Below are 24,910 nucleotides of genomic sequence, written 5' to 3'. Positions count from 1 at the left end.
AAGCTGATTGGCCTGTACAGGGCCATCATGGCTCCTCCTGGCCGACGGACGCTGTCAGCTTGTATTCCGCCATTTTCCGGTACAACGTGTTTCGCCCGATTTGCAGCAGCCTGGCCGCCCGGCTCACATTGCCTCCGCTCGAATCCAGCGCTCGCCTGATCGCCACTAGCTCGGTTTCCCGCAAGGAGGGAACCGCATGGACAGGCTTTGTCTCTTCTGTCAGTCCCTCAAGCTGAATGTGCTCCGGTCCAATCTCTTCGCCGTCGGACAAAAAGGCAGCCTGCACCAGCACGCCTTGCAGCTCGCGAACGTTGCCCGGCCAGGAGTAGGTGGCGAGCTTTGCTTTTGCCTCCGGGAGCAAGACGTACGGCTGTCCCATGGCAATTTGTTGCATCAAATGCTCGGCCAACTGGATGATGTCGCTTCGCTTCCGCAGCGGCGGCAGGTGGATGGAGACCCCTTTGAGCCGATAGTACAAATCCGCGCGAAAACGCCCCGCCCTGATTTCCTCCGGCAAATGGCGGTGCGTGGCAGCGATGATCCGCGCATGAATCGGCCGCGACTGGTTGCTGCCTACGGGCGTGACGACCTTTTCCTGCAGCACGCGAAGCAAAGCGGCCTGGGCGCGCAAAGACATGTCCCCGATCTCGTCCAAAAAGATCGTCCCTTTCTTCGCCGCTTCAAACTTGCCGATTCTTCCCTCGCGGTTGGCGCCGGTAAACGCGCCGCCTTCGTATCCAAACAATTCGCTTTCGATCAAATTTTCAGAAATGGCACTGCAGTTCACGGCGATAAAAGGCTCCTGTGCTCGCGGCCCTGTCTCATGAATCATCTGCGCGAACAGTTCCTTCCCGGTGCCGCTTTCGCCGAGAATCAGCACGGGAAAATCAACCTGCGCCGCCTTCTGTCCGAGCATTTTCGCCTGCAAAAAAAGCGGGCACGACCCGGCAAGGCGGGGAAACGGCTTGAGGGCAGGCTTCGGCTTCTGGCTTGGGGCAGGCGCGGAAGCTCCGGGAGCAGCGTCCGCCACGGCTTGGGCAGCCCAGAAACGCTGGCGGTTATCCTGCACGTCTCGCCCGGCGCGCTCCTCTTCCGGAGACAGCCGCGTTCCCAAAGCGTCTTGGCCCAGCCGCTGTTTGGCCCATTCGTTCAGGCCCACGATGCGCTCATCCCTGTCGAGCGCTACGAGCGGCACTTTTTTCTGGCTGCTAGCTTTCTCCGGGCTTTCAGGCAAGGCAATGACCCGCTCGGCGTTGGCGTACAGGAAGCGATTTTGCAAGGCTTCCGCAATCATGCAGGCAATCGTCAAGGCAAACGGGTGCATGTATTCCTTGCGCGTGCTGATGTCGATGACGCCAAGCAGCTCGCCCGTCGGTGAAAATATCGGCGCCGCCGAGCAGGATAGAAAGCGGTTCTCCAAAAAGTAATGCTGGTCTCCCTGCACGGAAATCGGCTGCTGCGCGATCAGCGCCGTTCCTATCGCGTTGGTTCCTTTGTAATCCTCCGTCCAGTTCGCCCCGATTTGCAGCTGCACCTTTTGCGCCTGATTGGCAAACACAGGGTCCCCGACGGTGTGAATGATATTGCCATCCCGATCCGACAGCAAAGCGATATGCTCGGTCGACAGCAAAAAAGGAGCAAGCTTGTTGAAAAGCGGGAGGCTTTCTTGAATCAGGGGGTGATTTTCCTGAATGATTTCTTTGATTCGTTTGCTGGAAATGATCTGGTCATTGGCTTTCTCCCAAGCTTTGAGGTTCGATTCCTGGCAGCGCTTCCAAGATTGCTGGACAATCGTTGACAACACTCTTCCCTCCCTCAACCATCATTCTCTCTCAGTATAGCATGAATAAGAACGCGAAGCCTCGCGCAAAAAGCAGAGATTTGTAAGATACTCCCAAGAGTATGGCAAACTGTCCCGAAACAGAACAACTCCTGCTCCATTTTGGAGCATTTTTGGTGTGCCTCATCTGCGAAAACGTTATCATTTCAAGCTTACGGCGATTGGTACGGGATTTGCTTTTAGAGAAGGCTGTAAAGAAAAAGGTGATAATAGAGGAGGCGCTCGCATGATCTATGCTCAACCCGGCCAAGCCGGATCCAAGGTGACTTTCAAGACTCGCTACGACAACTACATCGGGGGCAATTGGGTACCGCCGGTGAAGGGTGAATATTTTGATAATGTCTCCCCTGTAAACGGCAAAGTCTTTTGCGAGGTTGCCCGTTCGACGGCAGAGGACATCGAGCTTGCACTGGATGCCGCCCACGAGGCAAAAGTCGCTTGGGGACGCACCTCGGTTACACAACGATCCAACATCCTCCTGAAAATCGCAGACCGCATGGAAGCCAACCTGGAGCTGTTGGCGACTGCCGAAACATGGGAAAACGGCAAACCCATCCGCGAGACGCTGGCGGCAGACATTCCGCTCGCCATCGACCATTTCCGTTACTTTGCTGGCGCCATTCGCGCCCAGGAAGGCTCCCTGGGGGAAATCGACAACGACACGGTGGCCTACCATTTCCACGAGCCGCTCGGAGTCGTCGGACAGATTATTCCGTGGAACTTCCCGCTCCTGATGGCGACATGGAAGCTCGCCCCGGCGCTGGCCGCAGGAAACTGCGTCGTGCTCAAGCCCGCCGAGCAAACACCGGCTTCGATCATGGTACTGATGGAGTTGATTGGCGACTTGCTTCCTCCAGGCGTCGTCAACGTCGTGAACGGCTTCGGTCTGGAAGCGGGCAAACCGCTGGCATCCAGCAACCGCATCGCCAAAATCGCCTTTACCGGTGAGACGACAACCGGCCGTCTCATCATGCAATACGCTTCGCAAAATATTATCCCGGTGACGCTGGAGCTGGGCGGAAAATCTCCGAACATCTTCTTCCCGGATGTGTGTGCAAAGGACGACGCGTTCTTCAACAAAGCCATCGAAGGCTTCGTGCTGTTTGCGCTCAACCAGGGCGAGGTTTGCACGTGCCCGTCCCGCGCCCTCATTCACGAAAGCATTTACGACCCATTCATGGAGCGCGCCCTGAAGCGCGTCGCCAGCATCAAGCAGGGCAACCCGCTCGATACGGAAACGATGATCGGCGCCCAGGCTTCCCTGGAACAAGTCGAAAAAATTCTCTCCTACCTCGATATCGGCAAGCAGGAAGGCGCAGATTGCCTGATTGGCGGAGGACGCGCACAGCTTGAGGGGGATTTGGCGGGCGGCTATTACATCCAGCCGACCGTGTTCAAGGGCCACAACAAAATGCGCATCTTCCAGGAAGAAATTTTTGGTCCGGTAGTCTCCGTGACCACCTTCAAAGACACGGAAGAAGCTCTCTCCATCGCCAACGACACCTTGTACGGACTCGGCTCCGGCGTATGGACGCGCGACATGAACACCGCCTACCGCATGGGCCGCGAAATCCAGGCTGGGCGCGTATGGACCAACTGCTACCACGCGTACCCTGCGCACGCTGCGTTCGGCGGATACAAAATGTCCGGTATCGGTCGCGAAACGCACAAAATGATGCTCTCTCACTATCAGCAAACCAAAAATCTGCTGGTCAGCTACAGCGACCAGGCTCTGGGTTTCTTTTGACCGATGAGCCAGCCTGAGAAAGTGCTCGCTACCGATGCTGCCCTACAGTTGATCGAACGGCTGCGCGCCAAGCATGGCGACTTGATGTTTCATCAGTCAGGGGGCTGCTGCGACGGCAGCTCTCCCATGTGCTACCCGCTCGGCGAGTTTCTCGTCGGCGATCAGGATGTACTCCTGGGTGAGATCGGCGGCTGCCCGTTTTACATGGGGAAAGCCCAGTACGAGTATTGGAAGCATACCCAGCTCATCATTGATGTGGTCGAGGGCCGCGGCGGCATGTTCTCGCTGGAGGGCCCTGAAGGAGTGCGCTTCCTTACGCGTTCGCGCGTCTTTCCTGACAGCTAAATGCACGAAAAAGACCGTTCCTGCCTGTCTCACAGCCGGAACGGTCTTTCTGTTTTTCCGCTTTGCTTCCCTCAGCGATTCTTGGCCCTTCGAACGGTGCTGCCGCGTTTTGCCGGAGCCGGGCCGGGCCGTTTGCCTGGCGGTTTTTTGCCGTCAAAACGTGCGCTTCCGCCTGCTGCCCGTACGCTGCTGTTCTGCCCTTGTTTCCTCGCACGCCCTGCTTTGCGCTGGTCTGCCAGACCTTTATGCTTCTTCCTGTCCTGCTTGCGCTCCTCGTGCCCCCCGAAGTCCGCCGTCCGCTCACTCGCACGCCGCTCCACATTCATGGCGATCCCTTTTTCAATCTCGGCGAGCCGGGCCCGATCCTTTGCCGCCACCAATGTGTAGGCGACGCCCTTCTCCTTGGCCCGGCCCGTTCTGCCGATGCGGTGAATATAGCTGTCTACGTCCTCCGGGATATCGTAGTTGAATACGTGTGTGACTCCCTCGACGTCAAGTCCGCGAGCTGCCACGTCCGTTGCGACGAGAAACTGGATTCTGGCTTGGCGGAAACGCTTCATCACGTCCTCGCGCTTCGCCTGTGACAAATCGCCGTGCAGCTCGTCCGAAAGATAGCCACTCCCTTGCAGGGCGGCGTTCAGCGTGCTTGCCCGGCGCTTGGTCCGGCAAAAGATCACCGCCAAAAACGGGCGTTCCTCGTCAAGCAAGCTGCGCAAGGCAGACTGCTTCGCCCGGTCCGTTGTCTCCACGACGATCTGCCGGATATTCTCCAGCGTGATCCGCTTGCCTGGCACGTGAATCTCCTCCGGGTTTTGCATGAACCGCTTGGCCAGCGCACGCACCTGTGGCGTCATCGTCGCGGAAAACAGCATGGTCTGCCGATCAGCAGGCGTCTGCGCGAGAATGTCCTCCACCTCGGGCAAAAAGCCCATGTGCAGCATCTGGTCCGCCTCATCCAGCACAAGCATGGATATGGTCGACAAATCAATCGTGCCTCTTCTTAAATGGTCCAGCAACCTGCCGGGGGTAGCGATCACAATCTGTTTTTTGCCCGCCAGCTTGCGCAGTTGCCGATCGACGTCTTGTCCGCCATATACGGCAAGCACATGCACCTCGTCCACGGCCGCCGTCAGCTTTTGCACCTCTGCCGTAATCTGCAGCGCAAGCTCCCGCGTAGGCGTGAGGATCAGCGCCTGAACGTCGTTTGTCTCGGGATCGACTTTCTCCAAAATCGGCAGGAGAAAAGCAAGCGTTTTGCCCGTCCCTGTCTGTGCCTGGGAAATCGCATCTTTGCCTGTCATGAGGACAGGAATTGCTTTTTCCTGGATCGGAGTCGGCTCCGCAATCCCGTTCGCCTGCAGAGCGTCTACCCATTCTTTTCGTATGCCCCATCTCAAAAAATCAGCCAGTTTCGCCATCTCCATTCATTCCGTATCCAAAACCATACAGGATTATTTCGTACAAACCGCCATCCCGACAAAATAACGCACGCCGTCACGGGGCTTTTCAAACGTCGGCCCCCGCTGATAGTAAATCTCCACCTGCGAAAACCGGACAAACAGCTCCTCAAACTCAGCGGGCGTCAATTGATGCACATGAAAAGGCTCGCTCGTCTGCATGCCTCTCCCTCTGCCGAACGGACTGGACAGGACCAGCGTGCCGCCCGGCTTCAGCATGCGATACAGGTTATCCATAAACAGCAGGTCGTCGGTGACATGCTCAATCGTTTCAAAGCTCAAAATCGTATCAAACAAGCCCAGCTTCTCCGGGAGCAGCGGATCGAGGGCATCGCCCTTTTGATACGTGATCTTTTGATGATGGTATTCCCGCTTCGCATACGAAATCGTGTCATCATCGCGGTCGACGCCGATCAACTCGACTAGCTCCCGCTTCCGATCCTTTGCCACCATATGGCAGCCGTACCCCGTTCCGCAGGCGATATCGAGCACTCTGCCTCTGATATAGGGGGTGGCAAAATAATAGCGGGCGATATGCTCCAGCAGCATGCCATTCGTCGGCTTCAACAGCTTGGGGATGATCCTCTCCCCGGTCCATTCCAGCAAGGCCCTCACCATTTTCCTCGTTTTTCCTCCCCCCCATCTTACCTTATTTTCGGACTAGATCCTATCTTGGCATTTCGTAAGAATTTTGTAAGAGATTTCTATGCTGTTTTGTCAAACCTGGGCGGTAAGATAGAACCATGAATGCATGCATAAGGGGGGAGAAAGCATGACGACTTATCACGTCCTCGTAGTCGACGACGAGGCAGAGATCCGGGACGCCATCGAAATATACCTCCAAAACGAATCGCTGGTCGTGCATAAAGCCCGCAATGGCGTGGAGGCATTGGACGTTTTGGAACGACAGGAGATTCACCTCATCATCTTGGACATCATGATGCAGCAGATGGACGGGATCACAGCTACGTTTAAAATTCGCCAGGACAAAAACATCCCGATCATCATGCTTTCGGCCAAATCGGAGGATACGGACAAAATATTGGGCTTGAACATCGGGGCCGACGACTATGTGACCAAGCCTTTTCATCCGCTGGAGCTGGTGGCGCGGGTCAAATCCCAGCTGCGACGCTACACCAACCTCGGCAACTACAAAACAACCGGGGAAGAAATTCACGTCCGCGGCTTGTCGTTGAACAAAAGTACGAAAACCGTCACCGTCGACGGCAACGAGGTGCGGCTGACGGCCACGGAATACAAAATTTTGGAGCTGCTGATGGAAAACAAAGGCCGGGTCTTTTCCATCGAGGAAATTTACGAGCGCGTCTGGCGAGAGCCGTACATGAACGCGGAAAACACCGTTGCCGTCCACGTCCGACGCATTCGGGAAAAAATCGAGATCAACCCGAAGGAACCGAAATATTTGAAGGTGGTATGGGGAATTGGATACAAAATCGAAAAATAGCCGCTTTACGCTGCCTGCCCTGATCGGTCTGATTGTCAGTCTTTCGCTGCTGATGCTGACGGCGGCAGACATTTATCACAACCGCGAGTATTTGCAAAAAGACAGCTACTTCCAGAGTGCCAGCTTCACCAGCGAAGTCAGACGGTTTGTCGAACTGGTGAAAAACGTTCATGTGGACTTCGCCGACTACGAGCACAAAACACCGGAGGAAAAGCTGGGCAAAGAGACAGTAGAGCAGTTCCAGCGCGAGCGCGAGGATGCCCTGCAGGAAGTCAAGAAAAGATTCGAGATGGGATACGCGTACGAGTTGGAAGAAGCGAGAGCGGCTTCCAATACGAAGGAGCTTGACAAGCTCATTGCCGAGCAAGCCGCCAAGCTGAAAGAGGCACTCGCGGAAGAAAATGCCCGCTGGGATCAACAGTTCAAACAAATGGTCGCGGATAAGGACGCCGAGTACGAGGAGCGCAAAACCAGCCTTGCGCTGCGCTCCGGCTCCTTTCAATACTATGTCAACGACAACCGGACTGGCAAAGTACACACCAATATGTCCCAAGCGCCCTCCGAGAAAGAAGTGAGCGAAAAGGCCCGCTATGCGATCCGTTTTCCGACAACTGCCGATCAGGCATATGGCGAGTTTGCCGATATCAACCGGACTTATCAGCTACATGAATGGAGCGGGATTTTTTACGTGCCGAAAAACCCTGAGGGCTACAGCCAGATTCATGCCGATGCCGCCTATTTCGATTCCAAACGGGAGCGGCTGCTCAGAGAATGCGCCCTGTTCACGGTGACGCTGCTTGTGACTGGGCTGCTTTTCTGGTATTCGAAGCGGAATCGCGCGGCAGAACAACCGATCGTGGTCAACAGTCTGGCGCTTTTCCGGCGCATCCCGCTCGATATTCGGTCAATCATGCTCCTCCTGGTTGGCTTTACGTACCTGGCGATGATTGCCCATATGCGTTTTTTCTTTTTGCCGATTGACGCCGAGCATTTCTTTACACTCGGGATCATCTCCCTGTTTACAGCCTATTTGCTGCTGTATGCTCTGGATGCCTGGCAGATGTACGTGCACCCGGAGTCGTTTCGCGAGCAATGGCAAAAAAGCCTGTTCGCCCGGCAAAAAACGCTCCTGCGAGAAAGCTATAACAACCGGAGCCTGTTTTTCAAAGTCTCCTTGCTGTTCGTTCTGACAGTCGGGTTCAGCATGAGCGCAGCACTCGGTCTGGTCTCCCTCCAGACATCCTTTGAGGAATTGTTCTTTCTCAGCTTTTTCTACGGCATGTTCTACCTGATCGCTGTTGTACCTTACACCCTGCGTCGTTTGGGACTGATGAACCGCATCATGCGGGGAGCCTCCGAGATGTCAGCCGGGAACCTGGATGCCACGATTGACAAGATTTACAAAGGAAATCTGTCTGAGCTTGCTCACTCTCTCAACAACATCAAGCGGGGATTAAAACGGGCGATGGAAGAACAAATGAAGAGCGAGCGCATGAAGTCGGAGCTGATTACCAATGTTTCGCACGATTTAAAAACGCCGCTCACCTCCATTATCAACTATGTCGACTTGCTCAAACGGGAGAACTTGTCTGCAGACGAGATCAAAAGCTACGTCGATGTATTGGATCGCAAAACGGCCCGCTTGCGGGTGCTGATCGACGACCTGTTTGACGCAGCCAAAATGTCCAGCGGAGCTGTCGAGCTGCACATCGAGCAGGTGAATGTAGCCTCCCTGCTCAACCAGGCGATCGCGGAGTTCAGCGAAAAGATCGAGCAGTCGTCCCTCACCTTTCGCGTCAACGTGGAACAGCCGAAAATCGTGGCGCCGCTTGACGGCAAAAAGACGTGGCGCGTCTTCGAGAATTTGATTGGCAATGCCTTGAAATATTCCTTGCCCCATACGCGGGTCCTGGTCGATTTGTACGAAAAGCCGGAAGAAGTCATCCTGACGATCAAAAACGTTTCTGCCTACGAAATTGACTTTGATGCCCAAGAGCTTTTCGAACGGTTCAAGCGCGCCGATCAATCGCGCCATACCGAAGGCTCCGGTCTCGGACTCGCGATTGCGAAAAGCATCGTGGAGCTGCAAGGCGGCCGCCTCTCCATCGAGATTGACGGCGATTACTTCAAGGTGATGGTCGCGTTTCTCAAAAACGCCTGATGCCTGCCTGCCTTTTGTCGGGATCTTGTTGTCCCCGGCGCTACACTGGCACCCCCGCATACGAAGCAGTGCCCGAAAATGCAAAAAAGCCAATGCCCGCTTACCGGGGCACTGGCTTTTTTGATTGGCTCCTGCACTCTACGCCCTTCTACATGGCGAAGTTCCGCCCCAACAACGATCGCAGCGCCACCGCTGCCTCCTGTTCGTCCACTCCCTCCACTTCAAACGTCAGCTCATCTCCGGTCTTTACACCCAGCGCCATGACGCTGAGAATGCTTTTGCCATTGGCCTGCTTGTCGTTATAGATCATTTTGACCGACGAGCGGTACTGATTGAGCAGGTTTACCAGGACAGAAGCCGGACGGGCATGAAGGCCGCCACTTACGGTAATTTCAACGCTAAAACGGACCATTGCACTCCTCCTTTTCTGCCTCATGCATCGTGTATGGGGAAAAACTTGCGGATGACCGCAGCCACGCCGTGCTGGTCGTTGGACGTTGTAACGTAGCGGGCCAGCCGCTTCACATCGTCCGGGGCGTTGCCCATCGCCACCCCCATGCCGGCATATTGCAGCATTTCCGCATCGTTGTAGTTGTCACCGACGGCTACGATTTCTTCCGGATCGATTCCCAGTTTTTCTGACAGTACGGCGAGTCCGCTTGCTTTGGAGACCCCCTCCGGCAAAATCTCCAGGTTGCGCTCGCCCGATGCCGTCACTCTGATTTTTTCCAGGCTGGCGCATTCCAGCTCCCGCCTGGCCGCCGCGATCCGTCCCGCTTCTCCGGTAACGAATATTTTGGGGGCGCACACTTGCTTGGTCCGGACGTACTCCGCGAGCGTTGACGTCGGCTGGATTTTGAGCGGATACCGATCCTGCCAAAGCTGTCGCACCGTCTGCCTGTTCACATGCGGAAACAGCTCCCGCCACCGCCAGCTTCGGTTCGTCACCGCGTAAGCCTCGTGCAGCAGCATGATCTCCAGCTCATGCCTCGCCAAGATTTCCGTCACCAGAAAAGCCGTTTCGTGAGGAATGCGGCTGACGAACAGTACGTGATCCGTGAGCGGATCGGCTACGTACGCACCGTCGTGCGATACGAGCGGGGTACGGAGGTAAAATTGTCTGGCCAATGCTTTCGCCGAAGGATACGCCCTGCCTGTAGCCAGCGTGACGTACACGCCCCGCCTTGCCAGCTCGCGAATCGCCTGCTGCGTCACGTTTGCCAGGGAATGGTCTGACATCAGAATCGTTCCGTCCACATCCAGAGCAAGCAGCTTGTATCTCATGCTCCTGCCCCGCCTGCTAGGCCGTTCCACCAGTCTCTCACCCTCACGTCACCGGCTTGAAAAACTGCGGCAGATACTCCTTGTGCGCTTCCAGCATTTCATCGAGAATTTGCTTCGCGACCGCATCGGACGGCACCAGCGGATTGATCGTCATCGCCAGTAACGCCTTGTGGTAATCGCCCGTGACAGCCGCCTCGGCCGCTACCCGCTCGAACGACTTGATTTGCTGCACAAGCCCGCGCACAGGGACAGGCAAATCTCCAACGGCCAGCGGGATCGGTCCTTGCTTCGTAATGACGCAGTTCACTTCTACCGCCGAATCGTCAGGAATACTGGCAATCGCGCCATTGTTGCGGACGTTGACCGGCTGAATATCCCGACGGTCGTTGTAAATGGAGTGAATCAGATTGCAGGCCGCCTCGCTGTAGTACGCTCCCCCGCGCTTTTCCAGCTGCGGCGGCTTGATATTCAGGTCGGGATCTTCATAGAGTGTAAACAGCTCCGCTTCCACCCGCTTGACCACCTCCGCACGCGTGCCGTTCTTGCTCGCTTCTTCCTGCTCGTGTTCTAGCATCGTGCTAGTCTGATAGTAATAGCGATGGTACGGGCAAGGAAGGATGCCCAGCGCCTTGATGAAATCTTTTTCCCAGCCGAGATCGAGAATGTTTTGCATCGTGATTCCCGATTGCTCGCCCGTCAGCTTGTCGATCACTTGCGAAGTGACGTCGTCTCCATCCACATATACCCCAAGTCCAAACACCATGTGGTTCAGCCCGGCAAAATCAATATGCACCCGCGACTGGTCGACACCCAAAACAGTCGCGACTCCCATTTTCATCCCGATCGGGACATTGCACAGCCCGATGACCTTGTTGCGGTTTGTGTACCGGAGAACCGCTTCTGTCACCATGCCGGCCGGATTGGTGAAGTTAATCAGCCAGGCATCCGGGCAGAGCTCCTCCATATCGCGGCAAATATCGAGAATGACCGGGATCGTGCGCAGTCCTTTGAGCAATCCGCCAGGCCCGTTTGTCTCCTGCCCGATGACCCCGTATTTGAGCGGGATGCGCTCATCCTTGATCCGGGCGTCCAACAGCCCTACGCGCATTTGTGTCGTGACAAAATCAGCCCCGGCCAGCGCTTGGCGCCGATCCAGCGTCAAATGCACCTTGATCGGCACCCCGGCCTTTTCCACCATGCGCTTTGCCAGCGCCCCGACGATTTGCAGCTTTTTCTCGCCCTCGGGAATGTCCACGAGCCACAGCTCGCGCACGGGCAGCTCGTCGTACCGTTTGATAAAGCCTTCTACCAGTTCCGGCGTATAGCTCGATCCTCCACCGATCGTAACGATTTTGATTCCGCTCACACTCCTGCCTCCTTCCCGGCATGGACATGGCCGTACAGCTCGACGAACTCGCTGGCCAGATCCTTGATCGTCATCGCATTCATCAGATGATCCTGCGCGTGAATCAACAGCATGCTGATCTCCGGCTTTTCTCCCGCGATTTCCTTTTGAATCAACGCAGTCTGATGGTGATGGGCCTGGCTCAGCTCCTCGCCGGATCGCCGCAGTGCATCCTGTGCGCCTGCCATGTCTTGGTTTTTCGCCAGGGCGATTGCTTCCATCGCCAGGCTTCTCGCATTTCCGCCGTGTAAAATCAGCTGAAAAATCACGTCTGTATGGTCCAAATCAATCTCCACCTATCCGAGTTCTTTATACGTCACGAGCTGTACATTGCGTTTTTGCACGTACTCTCTTATCTCTTTTGCGGTCAAAATGTGCAGCTCCCGCGCGCGCGGAAGCGTGTAGGAGCTGCCTGTCAGCACCGCTTCGTCCACATACGCCGGATGCGTCATGATCTCCGCCACAGCACAGTCCGCCAGCTCCTCCACAACGTCGATGAACGACTGTACGGTCAAATCGTCTCCGTAAAACCGCTCGGAAAAGCCCTCTGTTGTCGTCACCTCTGCATGCTCTGCCCACGCCCCCGGCGAAAACGCCCACGGATGGCGAACCGGAAGCCGGTATTCTTTTGCCAGGCGCAGCACAATCGGCAAAATGGCAGGATGGGCATGGACGTGGTGATGGCTGTCAATGTGCGTCAGGGGTAGACCTGTTTGCAAAAACGTTTCCAGCTGGCAGCGCAGCTCCCTCTCCACTTCCTCCGGGGACGCGTGCAAAAAATCGCGTTCGCGCCGGAACCGCCCCTGCTCGTCGGTCAGCGACGGCACGTTCTGACTGACTGGCGCTCCGCAGGTAAGCACCAGATGGATGCCTACCCCGAGCGTCGGCGTTTCGTTTGCCAGCTGAACGGCATGCTCGAACCCGCTCATGTTGACCATCACCGTGGCAGAGGTGACGACACCCGCCCGATGCGCCTCGATGATCCCCAGATTCACCCCTTTGGAATACCCGAAGTCATCCGCATTCACAATCAGCTTCATGGCATGCCTCTCCTTTGGTTCATTACAAATTCACGACTTTGTCGGAAGCGGCATGCGCCTGTTCCTCGTTCAGCTTTTGCTTATCCCACAGACGGAAGAACGGATAGTAGATCAACAGCGAGATGACGAAGTTCACCAGTTGAAGCACGCTGCCCGACAGTTTCCCGCCCGTAGCCAAATAGCCGCTGATAATGAGGGGAGTCGTCCACGGTACGGCGACCCCGCTTGGCTTTGCCACCCAGCCCAATGACATCGCTACATAGCTGACAATCACCAGCACGACTGGAGCGAGGATAAACGGAATAATCAGAAGCGGGTTCATGACGATCGGCATGCCGAAGGTGACAGGCTCGTTGATATTGAACAAGCCAGGGCCGATAGAGAGCCGGCTGATGTTTTTCATCTGCTCGCTGCGCGCTCGAAACAGCATCAGGACGACGAGCGCCAGCGTTGCGCCGGAACCGCCTGCATAAATCCACAGGTCGAAAAACTGAGTCGTAATCACGTTGGGCAATTCGGCATTCGGGTTCGCCTGGAACGCCGCCCGGTTCTGGTCCATCAAGGTGAGCCAGATGGGGCTCATGATGCCGCCGACAATCGCCGCTCCGTGCAGGCCGAGCGACCAAAGCAGTTGGACGAGCAGCACGCAGACAATCGCTCCGATCAGACTGCTGCCGAGCGCGCTCAGCGGACCGACGAGCAAGTCAGCGACGATGTTGTGGATGCTGGCAAACGAGGTATTTTCAATCAGGATGCGCAAAAGCCAGACGACCAGCAGCACGACGGAAGCGGGAATCAGCGCCACGAAGGAGCGGGAGACAGCAGGGGGCACCCCGTCCGGCATCGTAATGACGATTTTCTTCTGAATGATTTTGCGGTAAATCTCCGTGGACAGCACGGCCAACAGCATCGCGACGAACAGCCCTTGGCTTCCCATCAAGGCGACAGGAATGACTCCGCCTACCTCTTGCGCTGCCGTGGCACCTTCCGGGGTGAACATCGTCTTGTAAGGGGTCGCGAGCAAAAAGGAAGCGACCGAAATCGCGCCTGCCGACAGCGGATCGACCTTGTACTTTTCCGCCAATCGGTACGCCACTCCGAAGCTGACAATCAGCGCCATGATGTCAAACGTCGCGTTCACCGGATACAACAGCTTGGTCAGCCATTGATCGCCGAAGATTCCGCTCATGAATTCGCTGTAACCCGGAATGGGAATAAAACCGATGATGAGGAAAAGAGAGCCGATAATGAGCAAAGGCATGGTAAGAATAATTCCGTCGCGAATCGCCTGCAAATGCTTCTGCTCCGCAATCCTGCCCGCCACAGGCATCACGCGGTTCTCCAGAAACGAAATAAACCCTGCCATACGCCATCCCCCTCTACTGTTTTAGCCGCAGCGCAAACTCCAGCACGTTCTTGCCATTCAGCGAGCCGTAGTCGACCGTGCCAATCACATCAACGGGAATCCCTCTCGCTGCGCCTTCCTTTTTCATTTCCGCCAGCTTGTAGCGGACTTGTGGACCCAGCAAAAGCACCTCGGCCTGGTCGATATGATGCTTCACCTCGTCTGCCGACACCGCCCAGATTTTTGCTTCCAGCCCTTTTTCCCGTGCCGCCTGCTCCATTTTTTGCACGAGCAGACTCGTAGACATCCCCGCTGCGCAACATAGCAAAATATTCAATTCAGCATCCTCCCCTCGATTGGTTATGTCCTTTTCCTAGAGCAAGTCACGTGCCAAAACACCAGAGCTGTATGCGCTTACAAAAAGAGGCGCATCACAATCGCATTTGGTGGGCACCCGTCGCTTTTGCCGTCTTGCAGTGTTTGAATGAAAGCGCTGTAGTGTTTTGGTGACAGAGCCAAAACAGACAAAAAATAAAACACTAGCTACACCAGCGTTTTATTGTGCAGGAAGAAATTCATGACGAAACACACATCATCCTCGCTGAGAACCGCGTCGTATTTGTCCTCCAACGGCTGTAGCTCATGGCGAATCAGGCTGTACAGCTTGCGGTTTTCCGCCAAAAACGGCACCTTGTCGGTATAGGCTACGGAGCGCTCCCCGGCTTTCAGCCGATCCACCAGGCAGCAGATGTGCAGATAGGCCCCGATTCGCGTATCGAAAACCAGCTTGCTGACAAGCCGCTCCTCCATGCGCGCCACACACGTCCTGACGTCATCGAGAATGTCTTGGCCCCTCACCATTTTCAGGTGCTCCCTGAGCGATTCCTTCATCTTCACATAAGCTTCTTCCAGATCAATCAGCTGCTGGATGTCGGACAGCGCCTCGCCGTTCACTACATCGTCCATGCTGTAGCAGCGCAAGTCGCGATCCAGCATGTAGTTGCTCACGACGCAGAGAACCGTCCGCTCCTCCTTGAGCTTTTTCAACCGATTTTTCGCTTGCCCTTTGTCCATGAGCTGCAGCGGGACGAATTCCAGCAGCTTCTCGTCGTAGCGCAGCTTCGATTCGAGCAGCTTTTTCAAAAAAAGCGCGCTGCCCTCGCCGGACAGGCAGGCCGCTACGATCGTCAAGGCCGGTACCGACACGTCTGTCGCTTCCTTGGGCAGTTCCTCCCGCTGCCCCATCGAAATGCCGACGACATCGCGGTACACATCGTCCAGCGAATGTCCCAGCATCGCTTTGCGCGTCGCCTCGATCACATGGGGGGTGCTCACCATCGGCACCACCTTGACGGGAATGCCCAGCTCCTTTTCGATGGCCTCCCCGAATCCCAGCAGCGAGCCCATGTCGACGAGCAAAAGCAGCCCGGCTGCGCTTCCGATTTCCCGCGCTGTCTTGATCGCTTGCTCCAGGACGACCAGCGAGTCTTCCTCCAGCGGCAGGTCGATGGCACGCGCGTACTGGGTGACCAGCAAACGGTTGGTCACGTCGACCATCGCCGTCGCTCCCCCGCTGCCGTGCGTGATGACCAGGACACCGACTGTTTCCCTCTCCTCCTGCATGCTCTCGTCATCCAGCACGAAAAACATGGTCAAGTAGCCCGCTTCGCCAATGGGCAAGTCCATCAGCAGCGCTTCCTCGATCATGCGCACGCACTCCAGCGCTACGGCAAACTCCCGTTTGTATTTGAGCCGCACGCTGTTGATGTGCGGGTGGACGATTTGCTTTCCTTGCGACAGCCGCTCCTTCGACGTCTGGATGTGCAGCGCCAGGCCGAAGATGACCTTTTGGCTCAAAACCTTCTCCAGCTTCGCCTCGGCATAGCGCACGATGTCTTCGACGAGGTGAATGATAAGCGGATCAATAATTCGCGCCATGTCGCCTTTGTTGATGCGCTGATGAACCCCTTTGATAAACGTGGTGAAGTAATGCTCGATATCGAATTCCAGCTCTTCCTCGCTGACCCCCTGGTTTTGCAGCTCGTATATTTTCTGCTCGATCTTCTCGTAGACGCTGTCGGCGGCATTCTCCGACTCGCCGCCAAACCAGATGCTTTCCTCGGAGGGCTGCACCACAAAGCATTTGCGCTCGGTGCCGATCAGCGCCTCCAGCTCCTGGCGATAGTCTTTGGCCAAAAGCAGCCCTTGCTTGACGTGATGCGGAACGTCCTGAATAGAGACTTGCAGCAAATTTTTCTTCAAGGAAATAAATTCGGCATAAGCGCTGGCACAGGTCAGCTGGATATCTGTCTTCAACTGGCCGATATTGTTCGGGCAATGATAGCAGAGAAACGCTTGCACGACGCTTGCCGAGATCTGAATTTCCCGCCCCAGCCGAAACGCTTCTTCGCGGAAAATTTCCAGGATAAGCCCGAAGCGCTCCTCCATGTCCCGCTCCACCAGGGAAGGCAGCTTGATGACCATCGGGATGCGGCGCATGAACGTCTTGAGCAGGCTGGATTCCGGATTTTCCGTCGTTGCCATGACGATTTGCACCTGCGCGGAACGCTCCACCTCTGTTTCCCCGACCCGGCGGAACGTCCCTTTGTCCATGAACGTAAAAAAGATTTCCTGCCCCTCTGCCGGCAAGCGGTGAACCTCATCGAGAAACAAAATCCCGCCGTCCGCCTTTTCCACCAGCCCTTTGCGGTCCATCTCCGCTCCGGTGTACGCCCCTTTTTTGACCCCGAACAGTTGGCTGATTAAAAGCTGCGGGTTGTTGGCGTAGTCGGCGCAGTTAAACACGACAAAGGGCGCCCCCTTGTCCAGCCGACCGATATCGACGGCAAACTCGTGGATCATCCCCGCAAACCACGACTTGCCTACTCCCGTTTCGCCCAAAATCAGACAGTGCATCCCGCGCGGCGGATACAGCACCGCTGCCTTCGCCTGCTCGATGCGGGTCATCAGGCTTTTGTTCGTTTTCGCCAGCCTGTCCAATGCCGTTTGCGCCAAATAAAGCGAGTCTTTCGCTTGCTTCACAGAAAACCGAGTCGGACGCCCCTCTTCTTTTTCAATGCGCCCTTCCCTCCATAAGCGATTCAAATCGCTGCTCACATTCGCGCGGCTCAGGCCCAACAGCTCGGCCAGCTCGCCTGCGCTGACCTTTTTTCCGGGACCGGACTCAAGCAGCTTCTGGTAAATGAAATCGACTCGTTTCACCACTGTTCACCTGCCACACAACGGATTCGTTTTCATTTTTACGCTATACTGGAAAAAGCTTCTTACCTATGAATATGCTGGATGGACACGCCTCATCCCGGCAAAATAAACAGCCACCCTTCTCTGAGAAAAGGATGGCTGCTTACCCATTTTTTTGTAATCGATTCATTTTCGTTTTCTGCCTCACAGGTACGCTATAATGGGTGTAACATGACGGACACAGGAGATCGCTTGCCATGATGGTTTTCATCTTATTCACCATATGGGCGCTAGGGCTATTGGTCCTGTTCACGGACCCGAAGCGCACGTCGATCCGCTGGGCCTGCGCCACTGCATTCATCGGAGGATGCGGCTTCCTCTCTGCGGTCATTGAAGAGACGGTCATGCCTCTTTGGGCCGATGCTTTCACCATGAATCACGGTACCGAGCAGACTTTGCTTTTCTTCAGTCGCTTGTCGTCCTTCATCTGTCAGGTCGGGTTGCCTTATTCATTTCTCATGTTCGCCGTCCATTCGGCGGAATTTCTCACCCGCCGAACAAAGCTGATAGCCCCGTTCGCTGCGCTCTGCCTGCCGCTTCTGATGCTCGCGATCACCCCCATTTATCCTGTACTGAGCTTCAATTACTGGATCATGGTGGCATGGGTCATTCCCTTTTTTCTGATCGCCTGCACGCTGCTCATCATACAGTACCGGAACGAGAAAGACCCGTTGGTCAAAAAGAACAGCTTTTTCACGAACGTCTTAATCATCGTCCCGCTCTTTTTCGTCTTTATTTTCATCTACGTCATGCGCATTCAGAACGATTACGAAGCATGGCGCTACAACATGCTGGTCGTCGCGATCCAGTTCATTTTGATTGTTGCCATCAGTTTGAAATACGGCTTTTTGGGCGTCCGGCTCCGCGTAGAAAAAAGGCGTCTGGACAGCACGTTGCGCGCCCTCACGTCAGGCGCGCAAATCATGAACCACACGATCAAAAACGAAGTGGGCAAAATCTCGTTGTACGCCGATCGGATCGAAACGTACGCGGAGGAAACAAACCAGCCGAAACTAAAGGAGGACGCGCTCGTCCTCCTGCAATCCTCCCAGCACATGCTCGACATGATGAACCGGATTCAAAACCAGCTTCGCGACGTCGAGCTGCGCGAATCATCCAGCGCACCTGGCGAGATCATCAGGCAAGTCATTCAAAACTTGAAGCCCTACATGGAAAAGCAGCAGGTGCTGGTGGAATGCGAGCTGGATGAGAGCCTTCACCTGTATGGCGATCCCGTGCAGCTTCGGGAAATTCTCACCAATTTGTGCATGAACGCGATCGAAGCGATGAAGTCGGGCGGCAAGCTCACCCTGCAACTGTTTTTGTCCAACCGCCACCTCGTCATCGCCGTCGCGGATACGGGTACAGGCATCTCCAAGGAAAATTTGCCGCATGTGCTCGACCCTTTTTTCTCTACCAAACGAACCGGCCAAAACTTCGGCCTCGGACTTTCCTATTGCTATAACGTCATGCAAAAGCATCAGGGAATGCTGGAGATATACAGCGAGCCAGGAAAAGGAACGACGGTGTTTTTGTTCTTTCCGAAAAAACGCGTCCTGACAGGCTCTACCCAAACAGAAGGGGGGAAATGAACATGGAGACGATCAAAGTATTTCTCGTCGAGGACGACCCTGTCTGGCGAAAAGGACTGGTCGACTACCTGAACAAAGAAGCCGACCTGACTGTTGTCGGCGAAGCAGGCACCAAGGCGGAAGCGACCGAGCGCTTTTTGGCAGCAAAAGCCGACGTCGTCCTGATGGACATCAACCTGACCGAAAACAATCTCGACGGCATCGAAACCGCGATGGAGCTGATTGCGCTTGAGGCAGGCTGCAAAATCATCATGCTCACGTCCTTGACCGCCGAGGATGTGATTGTCGAGTCCTTTTCTGCCGGCGCCGTCAACTACATCAGCAAGTCCAGCTTCAAGGAAATTCCCGACGCCATCCGCGCTGCCCACAACCAGCAGTCCGCGATTCACCCGACAGCAGCGGCCGCTTTGCGCAACGAGTTTTTGCGGCTGAAAAACGAAGAAAACCGGAAGCTTCTCTCCCCTGCCGAAAAAGATATTCTGCAACTGATCCACCAGGGAAAGACGCAGACGCAAATCGAGCAGTCCCTGCACATCACCAAGCGGACCATCAAAAACCACATCAACCGCATCCTGAAAAAAATGGGCGTCAAAACAAGCAAGGAAGCGGCCGCAAAAGCCAGCCAGAAAAAGCTATTCTAGGTATTATGACCAGGTACCAATGAATGTTGGTACTTTTTTTACTCCCCCCGCTCCTTACAATGAGGACTATAAAGCAACACCATTCCCCTTTGAAAAGGTGTGGTCTACATGGTCCTCATTCATGCCTTCCTGAAAATGATTTTGCTGCTGTGGTTTCGGCCGCGCATTCACGGTGTAAACAAAATCGACCTGACAAAACCGTCGCTCCTCATTCCCAACCACGTCTCCCTGCTTGATGCGGTACTGCTTTCCTTTTGCCTGCCGAAGAAAGCTACCTTTGTCGTCAACACCGAGATTGCCAAGCGGTTTGCCTTTTTCCTGCGCTTCCGCAAGCATATCGCAATCGACCCGCTCAACCCGTACTCGATTCGCCACATGCTGCGAGTCATCCGCAAAGGAGAGACACTGGTCATTTTCCCGGAAGGCCGCATCACCACAACAGGCGGCCTGATGAAAATTTACAGCGGCGTCGGCTACCTCGCCATGAGAACAGGCGCAACCGTCTACCCGATCGCAATCAACGGACTGGAGCGCTCGCTCTTCTCCTATTTGCAAGGCAAGCTGCGCTGCTCACTGTTTCCCGCCATTACGATGACTGTGGGCACGCCGTTCACCATCGACCGCGACGAAAACCGCTCCATGCGTGAACAAAAGGCGTCGGCCAATGACCTGATCCTGCGCACCATGCAGGAGGAACTGTTCCATAGCCGGATGAAGCAAAACGTCAACCTGTTCGATGAAGTGCTGGCAGCCGCCCGCCTCAACGGGCCAAAAATGGAGATCGCCAAAGACCTGACCTCGGCTATCAACTATCGCACCCTGCTCATCGGCAGTTACCTGCTCGGCAACAAGCTGCTACAGCCTTTGAGGGGGAAGGCGGCCGTCGGCGTATTCCTCCCCAACTCGGTCGGGCATCTGGTTACGTTGCTGGCGCTGTTTTGCATCGGGAAAACACCAGCGATCCTGAACTTTTCGCTCGGCATCCGCTCGCTGCTCGACTGCTGCGAGACAGCGCATCTCGATACGATCCTGACCTCGCGCGCCTTCATCGAAAAAGGCAAGCTGGAGCTTATCATCGCGGGCCTGTCGCCGAGCGTGCAGATCATTTACCTGGAAGATTTGAAAGCGTCGGCGACTGCTTTTGACAAGCTGGCTGCCCTCGCCGCTTATGTGACGAAGCGAAAGGCCGCGCCAAGCACCAACGAGCTGATTCTGTTCACATCCGGCAGCGAAAGCAAGCCAAAGGGTGTCGTGCTGACGCACACCAATCTGTACGCGAACATCCAGCAAGTGACCAGCATGATCGACATTACCAGCCGCGACAAGTTTTTCAACGCCTTGCCGATGTTCCACAGCTTCGGGCTGACTGCCGGCACGCTTTTGCCCGTCATCAAAGGCATTCCGGTGTATCTGTATCCGAGCCCGCTGCACTACAAGGCGATTGCAGAGCTGGTGTACGATCAGAACGCGACCATTTTGTTCGGAACCTCGACGTTCATGGCTGGCTACGGCCGGATGGCGCACCCGTACAACTTCTACTCTTTGCGCTATGTGTTCGCAGGCGCAGAGAAGCTGAAGGACGACGTGCGCAAGCTGTGGATGGATAAGTTCGGCGTGCGGATTTTCGAAGGCTACGGCGCGACCGAAACGGCTCCGATTCTCGCCCTCAACACGCCGCTCGCCAACAAACCCGGCACTGTAGGACGGCTGGTGCCCGGCATGAGCTATCGGCTGGACCCGGTCGCAGGCATCGACGAAGGCGGAGAGCTGCTCGTCAAAGGCCCGAACGTCATGAAAGGCTACCTGATTCACGGCAAGGGCTTCGTGCCCGCCGGGGAATGGTACCGCACTGGCGATCTGGTGACGGCTGACAAGGAAGGCTTTCTCAGCATTCAGTCCCGCCTGAAACGTTTTGCCAAAATCGGCGGCGAGATGGTGTCGCTCAATCTGGTGGAAGAACTGGCCATGCAATGCTTCGGTCACTCCGCCTTTGCCGCGATCACCGTCAACGACCAGCGAAAAGGCGAGCGCGTCCTGCTGTTCACTACAGATGAAACCGTTCAGCTCAGCCAACTGCGCGCGTATTTGACGGAAAAGCAATACTCGCCGCTGCTCATTCCCGGCACGATGCAGGTAATCAAGGCGCTGCCACTTCTCGGGAGCGGAAAAACGGACTACGTCAGTCTGAAACAACTGGCGGAAAGTGGAGGAAACTGATGTGAAGATGCGACTGCAACCGCTGCAAGCCCTGTATTTCACGCAATTTCTCTCGGCCTTTGCCGACAACATGATCTTGTTTGTCATTGCCAACCTGCTGCGGGAGAACGGCTTTTCTCCCGCAATGCTCGCACTCGTTTCCATTTCCTTTTTTCTGCCGTACGTTTTTCTGGCTCCGCTCGTCGGGCCTTTTGCCGACAAACACGCCAAATCGTTCGTTCTGGTGATCGGCAACCTGATAAAAGCGCTCGGCATCGTGCTGCTCTTGGTCATCGACCACTCCAGCATTTTGCTGCTGATGCTCTGCTACTTTACGGTGGGGGTCGGCGCGGTTGTCTACTCGCCTGCCAAGTACGGCATCCTGCCAGAGCTGACTCGGAATGAGCAGGAGCTGTTCCAGGCCAACGCACGCATCGAGGCGTACACCATCGTCGCGATCTTGACCGGAATCGGCGGAGGCGGAGCGATCGCTTCCATGACCGCGCCGCTGTTCTCCTCCAGCATCTGCCTCATCCTCTACCTGCTGTCGCTGGGCGTGACCTTTTTCATCCCGCGCCTGAAAGGGAACGCCGCGATTCGCTACGGTGCGGAAGCTCGCCGCTTTTTCATCGACTTCCAGCACCTGATGAACCGTGCGGAAACGAACTTTGCCCTGATCGGCACCGGAGCCTTCTGGATGAGCTCGGCTGTGCTGCGGGTCGCCGTGCTGGCCTGGATACCCGCCGCGCTCGGGATGAACCCGCAAAGCTTTTTTGTCTCGCTGATCCTGGCTACGACGTCAATCGGGATCATCATCGGCGCTTTTCTCGCGCCGCGGCTGATTCCGCTGTCCCGGTTCACCCGCTCGGTCAGCTACGGCTTCGGCATGTTTCTCGTCATCGTGCTGTTTCCGTGGATTCACGTTACTGTCATCGCGATCTGCCTGCTGCTCTTGGTCGGGTTCATGGGCGGGGTGTTCATCATTCCGATGAATACGATCTTGCAGGACGAGGGCAAAAAGATGGTCGGCTCCGGCAAGACGATTGCGATTCAAAATTTTATCGAAAACGTTTTGATGGCTGTCGGGTCGGGGATTTACTACCTGGTCGTCTACCTGGGCGCCTCCATCTCCGGCGCGATTGTCGCCCAAGGGTTGCTGCTGCTGGCTTTTCTGCTGTATCTGATGAAGCATCGCAGGAGAATCGCGGGCTAAAGCGGGGGAAAGAGAAGACTGCTGCGTGCGTGAGTGGATGGCGCCCGTGCATAAAGTAGCAAAAGCCGTGATAGTCAGCGTCACGGCTTTGGTTTTGGCCACCGCTACCATAGCGAAAAGCCGTGACAATGAACGTCACGGCTTGACGGCGGCGTAGTTTTGCAAGCACTCCAGGAAAAGGTGGCCGTACTTGTCAAACTTGGCTTCGCCCACGCCTTTGATCTGGAGCATCGCCTCTTTGTCGGTCGGGCAGAGGCTGCTCATTTCCTTCAACGTGCTGTCGTGGAAAATAACGTATGGCGGCACGCCTTCGCGCTGCGAGATTTCCTTGCGCAGCGCACGCAGCTGCTCGAACAGCTCGTCGTCCTCTGCGAGCGCCACAGGGCGGAGCGAGATTTTTTGCACGACGCGCTCCTCGCCCTTGAGCACGGGAAGCGCCCGCTCGCCCAGCTTCACGATCGGGTATTGGCTCTCTGTCACCTGCAAGTATCCTTCGGCGATGAGAAGCTGGATCAGGTCGGCGATCTCTTTTTCCTTGTACTCCTTCATCAGCCCGTAAGTCGGAAGCTGATCGAACTGGAACTGCGCAACCTTCTTGTTTTTCGAGCCTTTGAGCACCTGGGCGACCAGTGCCGCGCCGAAGCGCTCCCGCATTCGTTTGACGCAGGAAAAGATTTTTTGCGCTTCGAGCGTGATGTCGGTCAGCTCCGTGTCGTCCGTGCAGTTGTGGCAGCGGCCGCACGCAGGTGCCTCTGTCTCGCCGAAATACTGCACGATGTACTGTTGGAGGCAGCGCGGGGTCCGGCAGTAGTCGACCATGGCGTACAGCTTTTTGTACTCGTGCTCCTTGCGCTCGTCGGTCAGCTGGTTTTGCTCGATAAAAAACGACTGGGTCTGGATGTCCTGCGGCTGGTACAACAAAATGCACTCGCTCGGCTCGCCGTCGCGTCCGGCCCGTCCTGCTTCCTGGTAGTACGCCTCCAGGTTTTTCGGCATGTTGTAGTGAATGACGTAGCGCACATTGGACTTGTCGATGCCCATTCCGAATGCGTTGGTCGCGACCATCGTGCGGACGTCATCGAACAGAAACGCTTCCTGATTTGCTGCCCGCTCTTCCTCGGACAGCCCGGCGTGGTATTTGGTGACCGAAAAGCCGCGCTTCGCGAGGTCGGCATGCAGCGCATCGACGTCTTTTCGCGTGGCGGCGTAAATAATCCCGGCCTGCTGCTTGTTCGCTTTCAGGTACGCCTGGATAAACTCGCGGCGGTTTTCCCCTTTGCGCACCGACAGGATCAGGTTGTCCCGGCCAAAGCCCGTGATGAAAAGGCGCTCATCCTCCAGAGCGAGCTGGCGCTTGATATCGGCCGTAACCTCCGGCGTCGCCGTCGCTGTGAGGGCCGCGACGATCGGACGCTCTGGCAGCGTGCGCAAAAAGCGGGCGATCTCCAGATAGCTGGGGCGGAAATCGTGGCCCCACTGCGAGACACAGTGCGCCTCGTCGACAGCGATGAACGATATCGGCACGTCGCGAATCCATTTTTGAAACGTTTCCGATTCGAGGCGCTCCGGAGCGATGTAGAGCAGCTTGTACTCCCTGCGCGCCGCCATCCGCAGGCGCTCGCGCACCTCGCTGTAGTCGAGCGAGCTGTTGATCTGCGTAGCCGCAATGCCCATGCTGACCAGTACGTCTACCTGGTCCTTCATTAGCGAGATGAGCGGCGAAATGACAATGGTGACGCCGTCGAACAGCATGGCCGGCACCTGATAGCAGATGGATTTTCCCCCGCCGGTCGGCATGATGCCGATCGTGTCGTGGCCTGACAGCAGGCTCTCGATTATCTTCTTTTGCCCCTCGCGAAACGATTCGTAGCCAAAGTATTTTTGCAAGACCTCTTGCGCCTTCTGTAACAACCAGAAT

General features: G+C 55.9%; 20 protein-coding genes. 8 read left to right on the top strand and 12 right to left on the bottom strand.

Going from position 1 to position 24,910, the window contains the following annotated elements; all coding sequences use genetic code 11:
* Nucleotides 1–25 precede the first annotated feature (25 nt).
* Entirely contained in the window at nucleotides 26–1,801 is a 1,776-nt protein-coding gene (locus tag ACTHO6_RS04030) for a sigma-54-dependent Fis family transcriptional regulator (RefSeq protein ID WP_440239623.1), read from the bottom strand.
* Between the two features lie 265 nt (nucleotides 1,802–2,066).
* Here ACTHO6_RS04030 and adh point away from each other — a divergent pair, with 265 nt between their 5' ends.
* Together adh and ACTHO6_RS04020 are read left to right on the top strand one after the other, a co-directional pair.
* Nucleotides 2,067–3,587 (top strand): aldehyde dehydrogenase, encoded by a 1,521-nt coding sequence (adh, locus tag ACTHO6_RS04025; RefSeq protein ID WP_440239621.1) that lies wholly within the window; start codon nucleotides 2,067–2,069, stop codon nucleotides 3,585–3,587.
* A 3-nt stretch (nucleotides 3,588–3,590) separates the two neighbouring features.
* Complete coding sequence (locus ACTHO6_RS04020) at nucleotides 3,591–3,932, top strand: DUF779 domain-containing protein (RefSeq protein WP_005835162.1); 342 nt, start codon at nucleotides 3,591–3,593, stop codon at nucleotides 3,930–3,932.
* Between the two features lie 71 nt (nucleotides 3,933–4,003).
* On the opposite strand, the gene ACTHO6_RS04015 is transcribed toward ACTHO6_RS04020, so the two are convergent.
* A complete protein-coding gene (locus tag ACTHO6_RS04015; protein WP_440239619.1) occupies nucleotides 4,004–5,356 on the bottom strand; it encodes a DEAD/DEAH box helicase in 1,353 nt (450 codons plus the stop codon).
* A 27-nt stretch (nucleotides 5,357–5,383) separates the two neighbouring features.
* Nucleotides 5,384–6,007, bottom strand: coding sequence for a class I SAM-dependent methyltransferase (locus tag ACTHO6_RS04010; protein WP_440239617.1), 624 nt, complete (start codon nucleotides 6,005–6,007; stop codon nucleotides 5,384–5,386).
* Between the two features lie 154 nt (nucleotides 6,008–6,161).
* Here ACTHO6_RS04010 and ACTHO6_RS04005 point away from each other — a divergent pair, with 154 nt between their 5' ends.
* Nucleotides 6,162–6,854 carry a response regulator transcription factor gene (locus tag ACTHO6_RS04005; protein ID WP_440239615.1) on the top strand — a complete coding sequence of 231 codons (693 nt, stop codon included), beginning with the start codon at nucleotides 6,162–6,164 and terminating at the stop codon, nucleotides 6,852–6,854.
* On the top strand, nucleotides 6,832–9,015 hold the full coding sequence (locus ACTHO6_RS04000) for a HAMP domain-containing sensor histidine kinase (RefSeq protein ID WP_440239613.1): 2,184 nt from the start codon (nucleotides 6,832–6,834) through the stop codon (nucleotides 9,013–9,015). Before ACTHO6_RS04005 ends, ACTHO6_RS04000 begins: the two co-directional genes overlap by 23 nt.
* A 148-nt stretch (nucleotides 9,016–9,163) precedes the next feature.
* Here ACTHO6_RS04000 and ACTHO6_RS03995 read toward each other — a convergent pair whose 3' ends face one another.
* The 8 genes from ACTHO6_RS03995 to ACTHO6_RS03960 form a co-directional block, all read right to left on the bottom strand.
* Nucleotides 9,164–9,427, bottom strand: coding sequence for an HPr family phosphocarrier protein (locus ACTHO6_RS03995; protein WP_440239611.1), 264 nt, complete (start codon nucleotides 9,425–9,427; stop codon nucleotides 9,164–9,166).
* Nucleotides 9,428–9,447: 20 nt separating this feature from the next.
* Entirely contained in the window at nucleotides 9,448–10,299 is an 852-nt protein-coding gene (locus ACTHO6_RS03990; protein WP_440239609.1) for a Cof-type HAD-IIB family hydrolase, read from the bottom strand.
* Between the two features lie 43 nt (nucleotides 10,300–10,342).
* Entirely contained in the window at nucleotides 10,343–11,665 is a 1,323-nt protein-coding gene (locus tag ACTHO6_RS03985; RefSeq protein ID WP_440239607.1) for a 6-phospho-beta-glucosidase, read from the bottom strand.
* Entirely contained in the window at nucleotides 11,662–11,988 is a 327-nt protein-coding gene (locus tag ACTHO6_RS03980; RefSeq protein WP_440239605.1) for a PTS lactose/cellobiose transporter subunit IIA, read from the bottom strand. Before ACTHO6_RS03980 ends, ACTHO6_RS03985 begins: the two co-directional genes overlap by 4 nt.
* Before the next feature lie 12 nt (nucleotides 11,989–12,000).
* A complete protein-coding gene (chbG, locus tag ACTHO6_RS03975; RefSeq protein WP_440239603.1) occupies nucleotides 12,001–12,744 on the bottom strand; it encodes a chitin disaccharide deacetylase in 744 nt (247 codons plus the stop codon).
* A 22-nt stretch (nucleotides 12,745–12,766) separates the two neighbouring features.
* Entirely contained in the window at nucleotides 12,767–14,110 is a 1,344-nt protein-coding gene (gene celB, locus ACTHO6_RS03970; protein WP_440239601.1) for a PTS cellobiose transporter subunit IIC, read from the bottom strand.
* 13 nt (nucleotides 14,111–14,123) lie between these two features.
* Nucleotides 14,124–14,426, bottom strand: a complete 303-nt coding sequence (locus tag ACTHO6_RS03965) for a PTS sugar transporter subunit IIB (protein ID WP_440239599.1) — start codon at nucleotides 14,424–14,426, stop codon at nucleotides 14,124–14,126.
* A 206-nt stretch (nucleotides 14,427–14,632) separates the two neighbouring features.
* Nucleotides 14,633–17,311 carry a sigma-54-dependent transcriptional regulator gene (locus ACTHO6_RS03960; protein ID WP_440239597.1) on the bottom strand — a complete coding sequence of 893 codons (2,679 nt, stop codon included), beginning with the start codon at nucleotides 17,309–17,311 and terminating at the stop codon, nucleotides 14,633–14,635.
* A gap of 236 nt (nucleotides 17,312–17,547) precedes the next feature.
* On the opposite strand from ACTHO6_RS03960, the gene ACTHO6_RS03955 reads away from it, so the two are divergent.
* The 4 genes from ACTHO6_RS03955 to lplT all read left to right on the top strand — a co-directional run bounded on the left by ACTHO6_RS03955 (nucleotide 17,548) and on the right by lplT (nucleotide 22,992).
* Complete coding sequence (locus ACTHO6_RS03955; protein ID WP_440239595.1) at nucleotides 17,548–18,942, top strand: sensor histidine kinase; 1,395 nt, start codon at nucleotides 17,548–17,550, stop codon at nucleotides 18,940–18,942.
* Between the two features lie 2 nt (nucleotides 18,943–18,944).
* Complete coding sequence (locus tag ACTHO6_RS03950) at nucleotides 18,945–19,583, top strand: response regulator transcription factor (RefSeq protein WP_440239593.1); 639 nt, start codon at nucleotides 18,945–18,947, stop codon at nucleotides 19,581–19,583.
* Nucleotides 19,584–19,691: 108 nt separating this feature from the next.
* Nucleotides 19,692–21,800: an AMP-binding protein gene (locus tag ACTHO6_RS03945; RefSeq protein ID WP_440239591.1), complete on the top strand. Its 2,109-nt coding sequence runs from the start codon at nucleotides 19,692–19,694 to the stop codon at nucleotides 21,798–21,800.
* A gap of 1 nt (nucleotide 21,801) precedes the next feature.
* A complete protein-coding gene (gene lplT, locus ACTHO6_RS03940; protein WP_440239589.1) occupies nucleotides 21,802–22,992 on the top strand; it encodes a lysophospholipid transporter LplT in 1,191 nt (396 codons plus the stop codon).
* A gap of 135 nt (nucleotides 22,993–23,127) precedes the next feature.
* Here the strand turns inward: lplT and recQ are convergent, their stop codons facing one another.
* Nucleotides 23,128–24,903, bottom strand: coding sequence for a DNA helicase RecQ (gene recQ, locus ACTHO6_RS03935; RefSeq protein ID WP_440239587.1), 1,776 nt, complete (start codon nucleotides 24,901–24,903; stop codon nucleotides 23,128–23,130).
* Between the last annotated feature and the right edge of the window lie 7 nt (nucleotides 24,904–24,910).

Origin of the sequence: Brevibacillus sp. SAFN-007a, assembly GCF_051967035.1 — a bacterium.
GTDB lineage: Bacteria > Bacillota > Bacilli > Brevibacillales > Brevibacillaceae > Brevibacillus.
This window is presented reverse-complemented; position numbering and strand designations above follow the sequence as displayed.

What these genes read in the sequence shown, in the direction of transcription:
- adh (WP_440239621.1), top strand. Translation starts at nt 2,067, where the DNA reads ATGATCTATGCTCAACCCGGCCAAGCCGGATCCAAGGTGACTTTCAAG.
- ACTHO6_RS04020 (WP_005835162.1), top strand. Translation starts at nt 3,591, where the DNA reads ATGAGCCAGCCTGAGAAAGTGCTCGCTACCGATGCTGCCCTACAGTTG.
- ACTHO6_RS04015 (WP_440239619.1), bottom strand. Translation starts at nt 5,356, where the DNA reads ATGGAGATGGCGAAACTGGCTGATTTTTTGAGATGGGGCATACGAAAA.
- ACTHO6_RS04010 (WP_440239617.1), bottom strand. Translation starts at nt 6,007, where the DNA reads ATGGTGAGGGCCTTGCTGGAATGGACCGGGGAGAGGATCATCCCCAAG.
- ACTHO6_RS04005 (WP_440239615.1), top strand. Translation starts at nt 6,162, where the DNA reads ATGACGACTTATCACGTCCTCGTAGTCGACGACGAGGCAGAGATCCGG.
- ACTHO6_RS03995 (WP_440239611.1), bottom strand. Translation starts at nt 9,427, where the DNA reads ATGGTCCGTTTTAGCGTTGAAATTACCGTAAGTGGCGGCCTTCATGCC.
- ACTHO6_RS03990 (WP_440239609.1), bottom strand. Translation starts at nt 10,299, where the DNA reads ATGAGATACAAGCTGCTTGCTCTGGATGTGGACGGAACGATTCTGATG.
- chbG (WP_440239603.1), bottom strand. Translation starts at nt 12,744, where the DNA reads ATGAAGCTGATTGTGAATGCGGATGACTTCGGGTATTCCAAAGGGGTG.
- celB (WP_440239601.1), bottom strand. Translation starts at nt 14,110, where the DNA reads ATGGCAGGGTTTATTTCGTTTCTGGAGAACCGCGTGATGCCTGTGGCG.
- ACTHO6_RS03955 (WP_440239595.1), top strand. Translation starts at nt 17,548, where the DNA reads ATGATGGTTTTCATCTTATTCACCATATGGGCGCTAGGGCTATTGGTC.
- ACTHO6_RS03950 (WP_440239593.1), top strand. Translation starts at nt 18,945, where the DNA reads ATGGAGACGATCAAAGTATTTCTCGTCGAGGACGACCCTGTCTGGCGA.
- ACTHO6_RS03945 (WP_440239591.1), top strand. Translation starts at nt 19,692, where the DNA reads ATGGTCCTCATTCATGCCTTCCTGAAAATGATTTTGCTGCTGTGGTTT.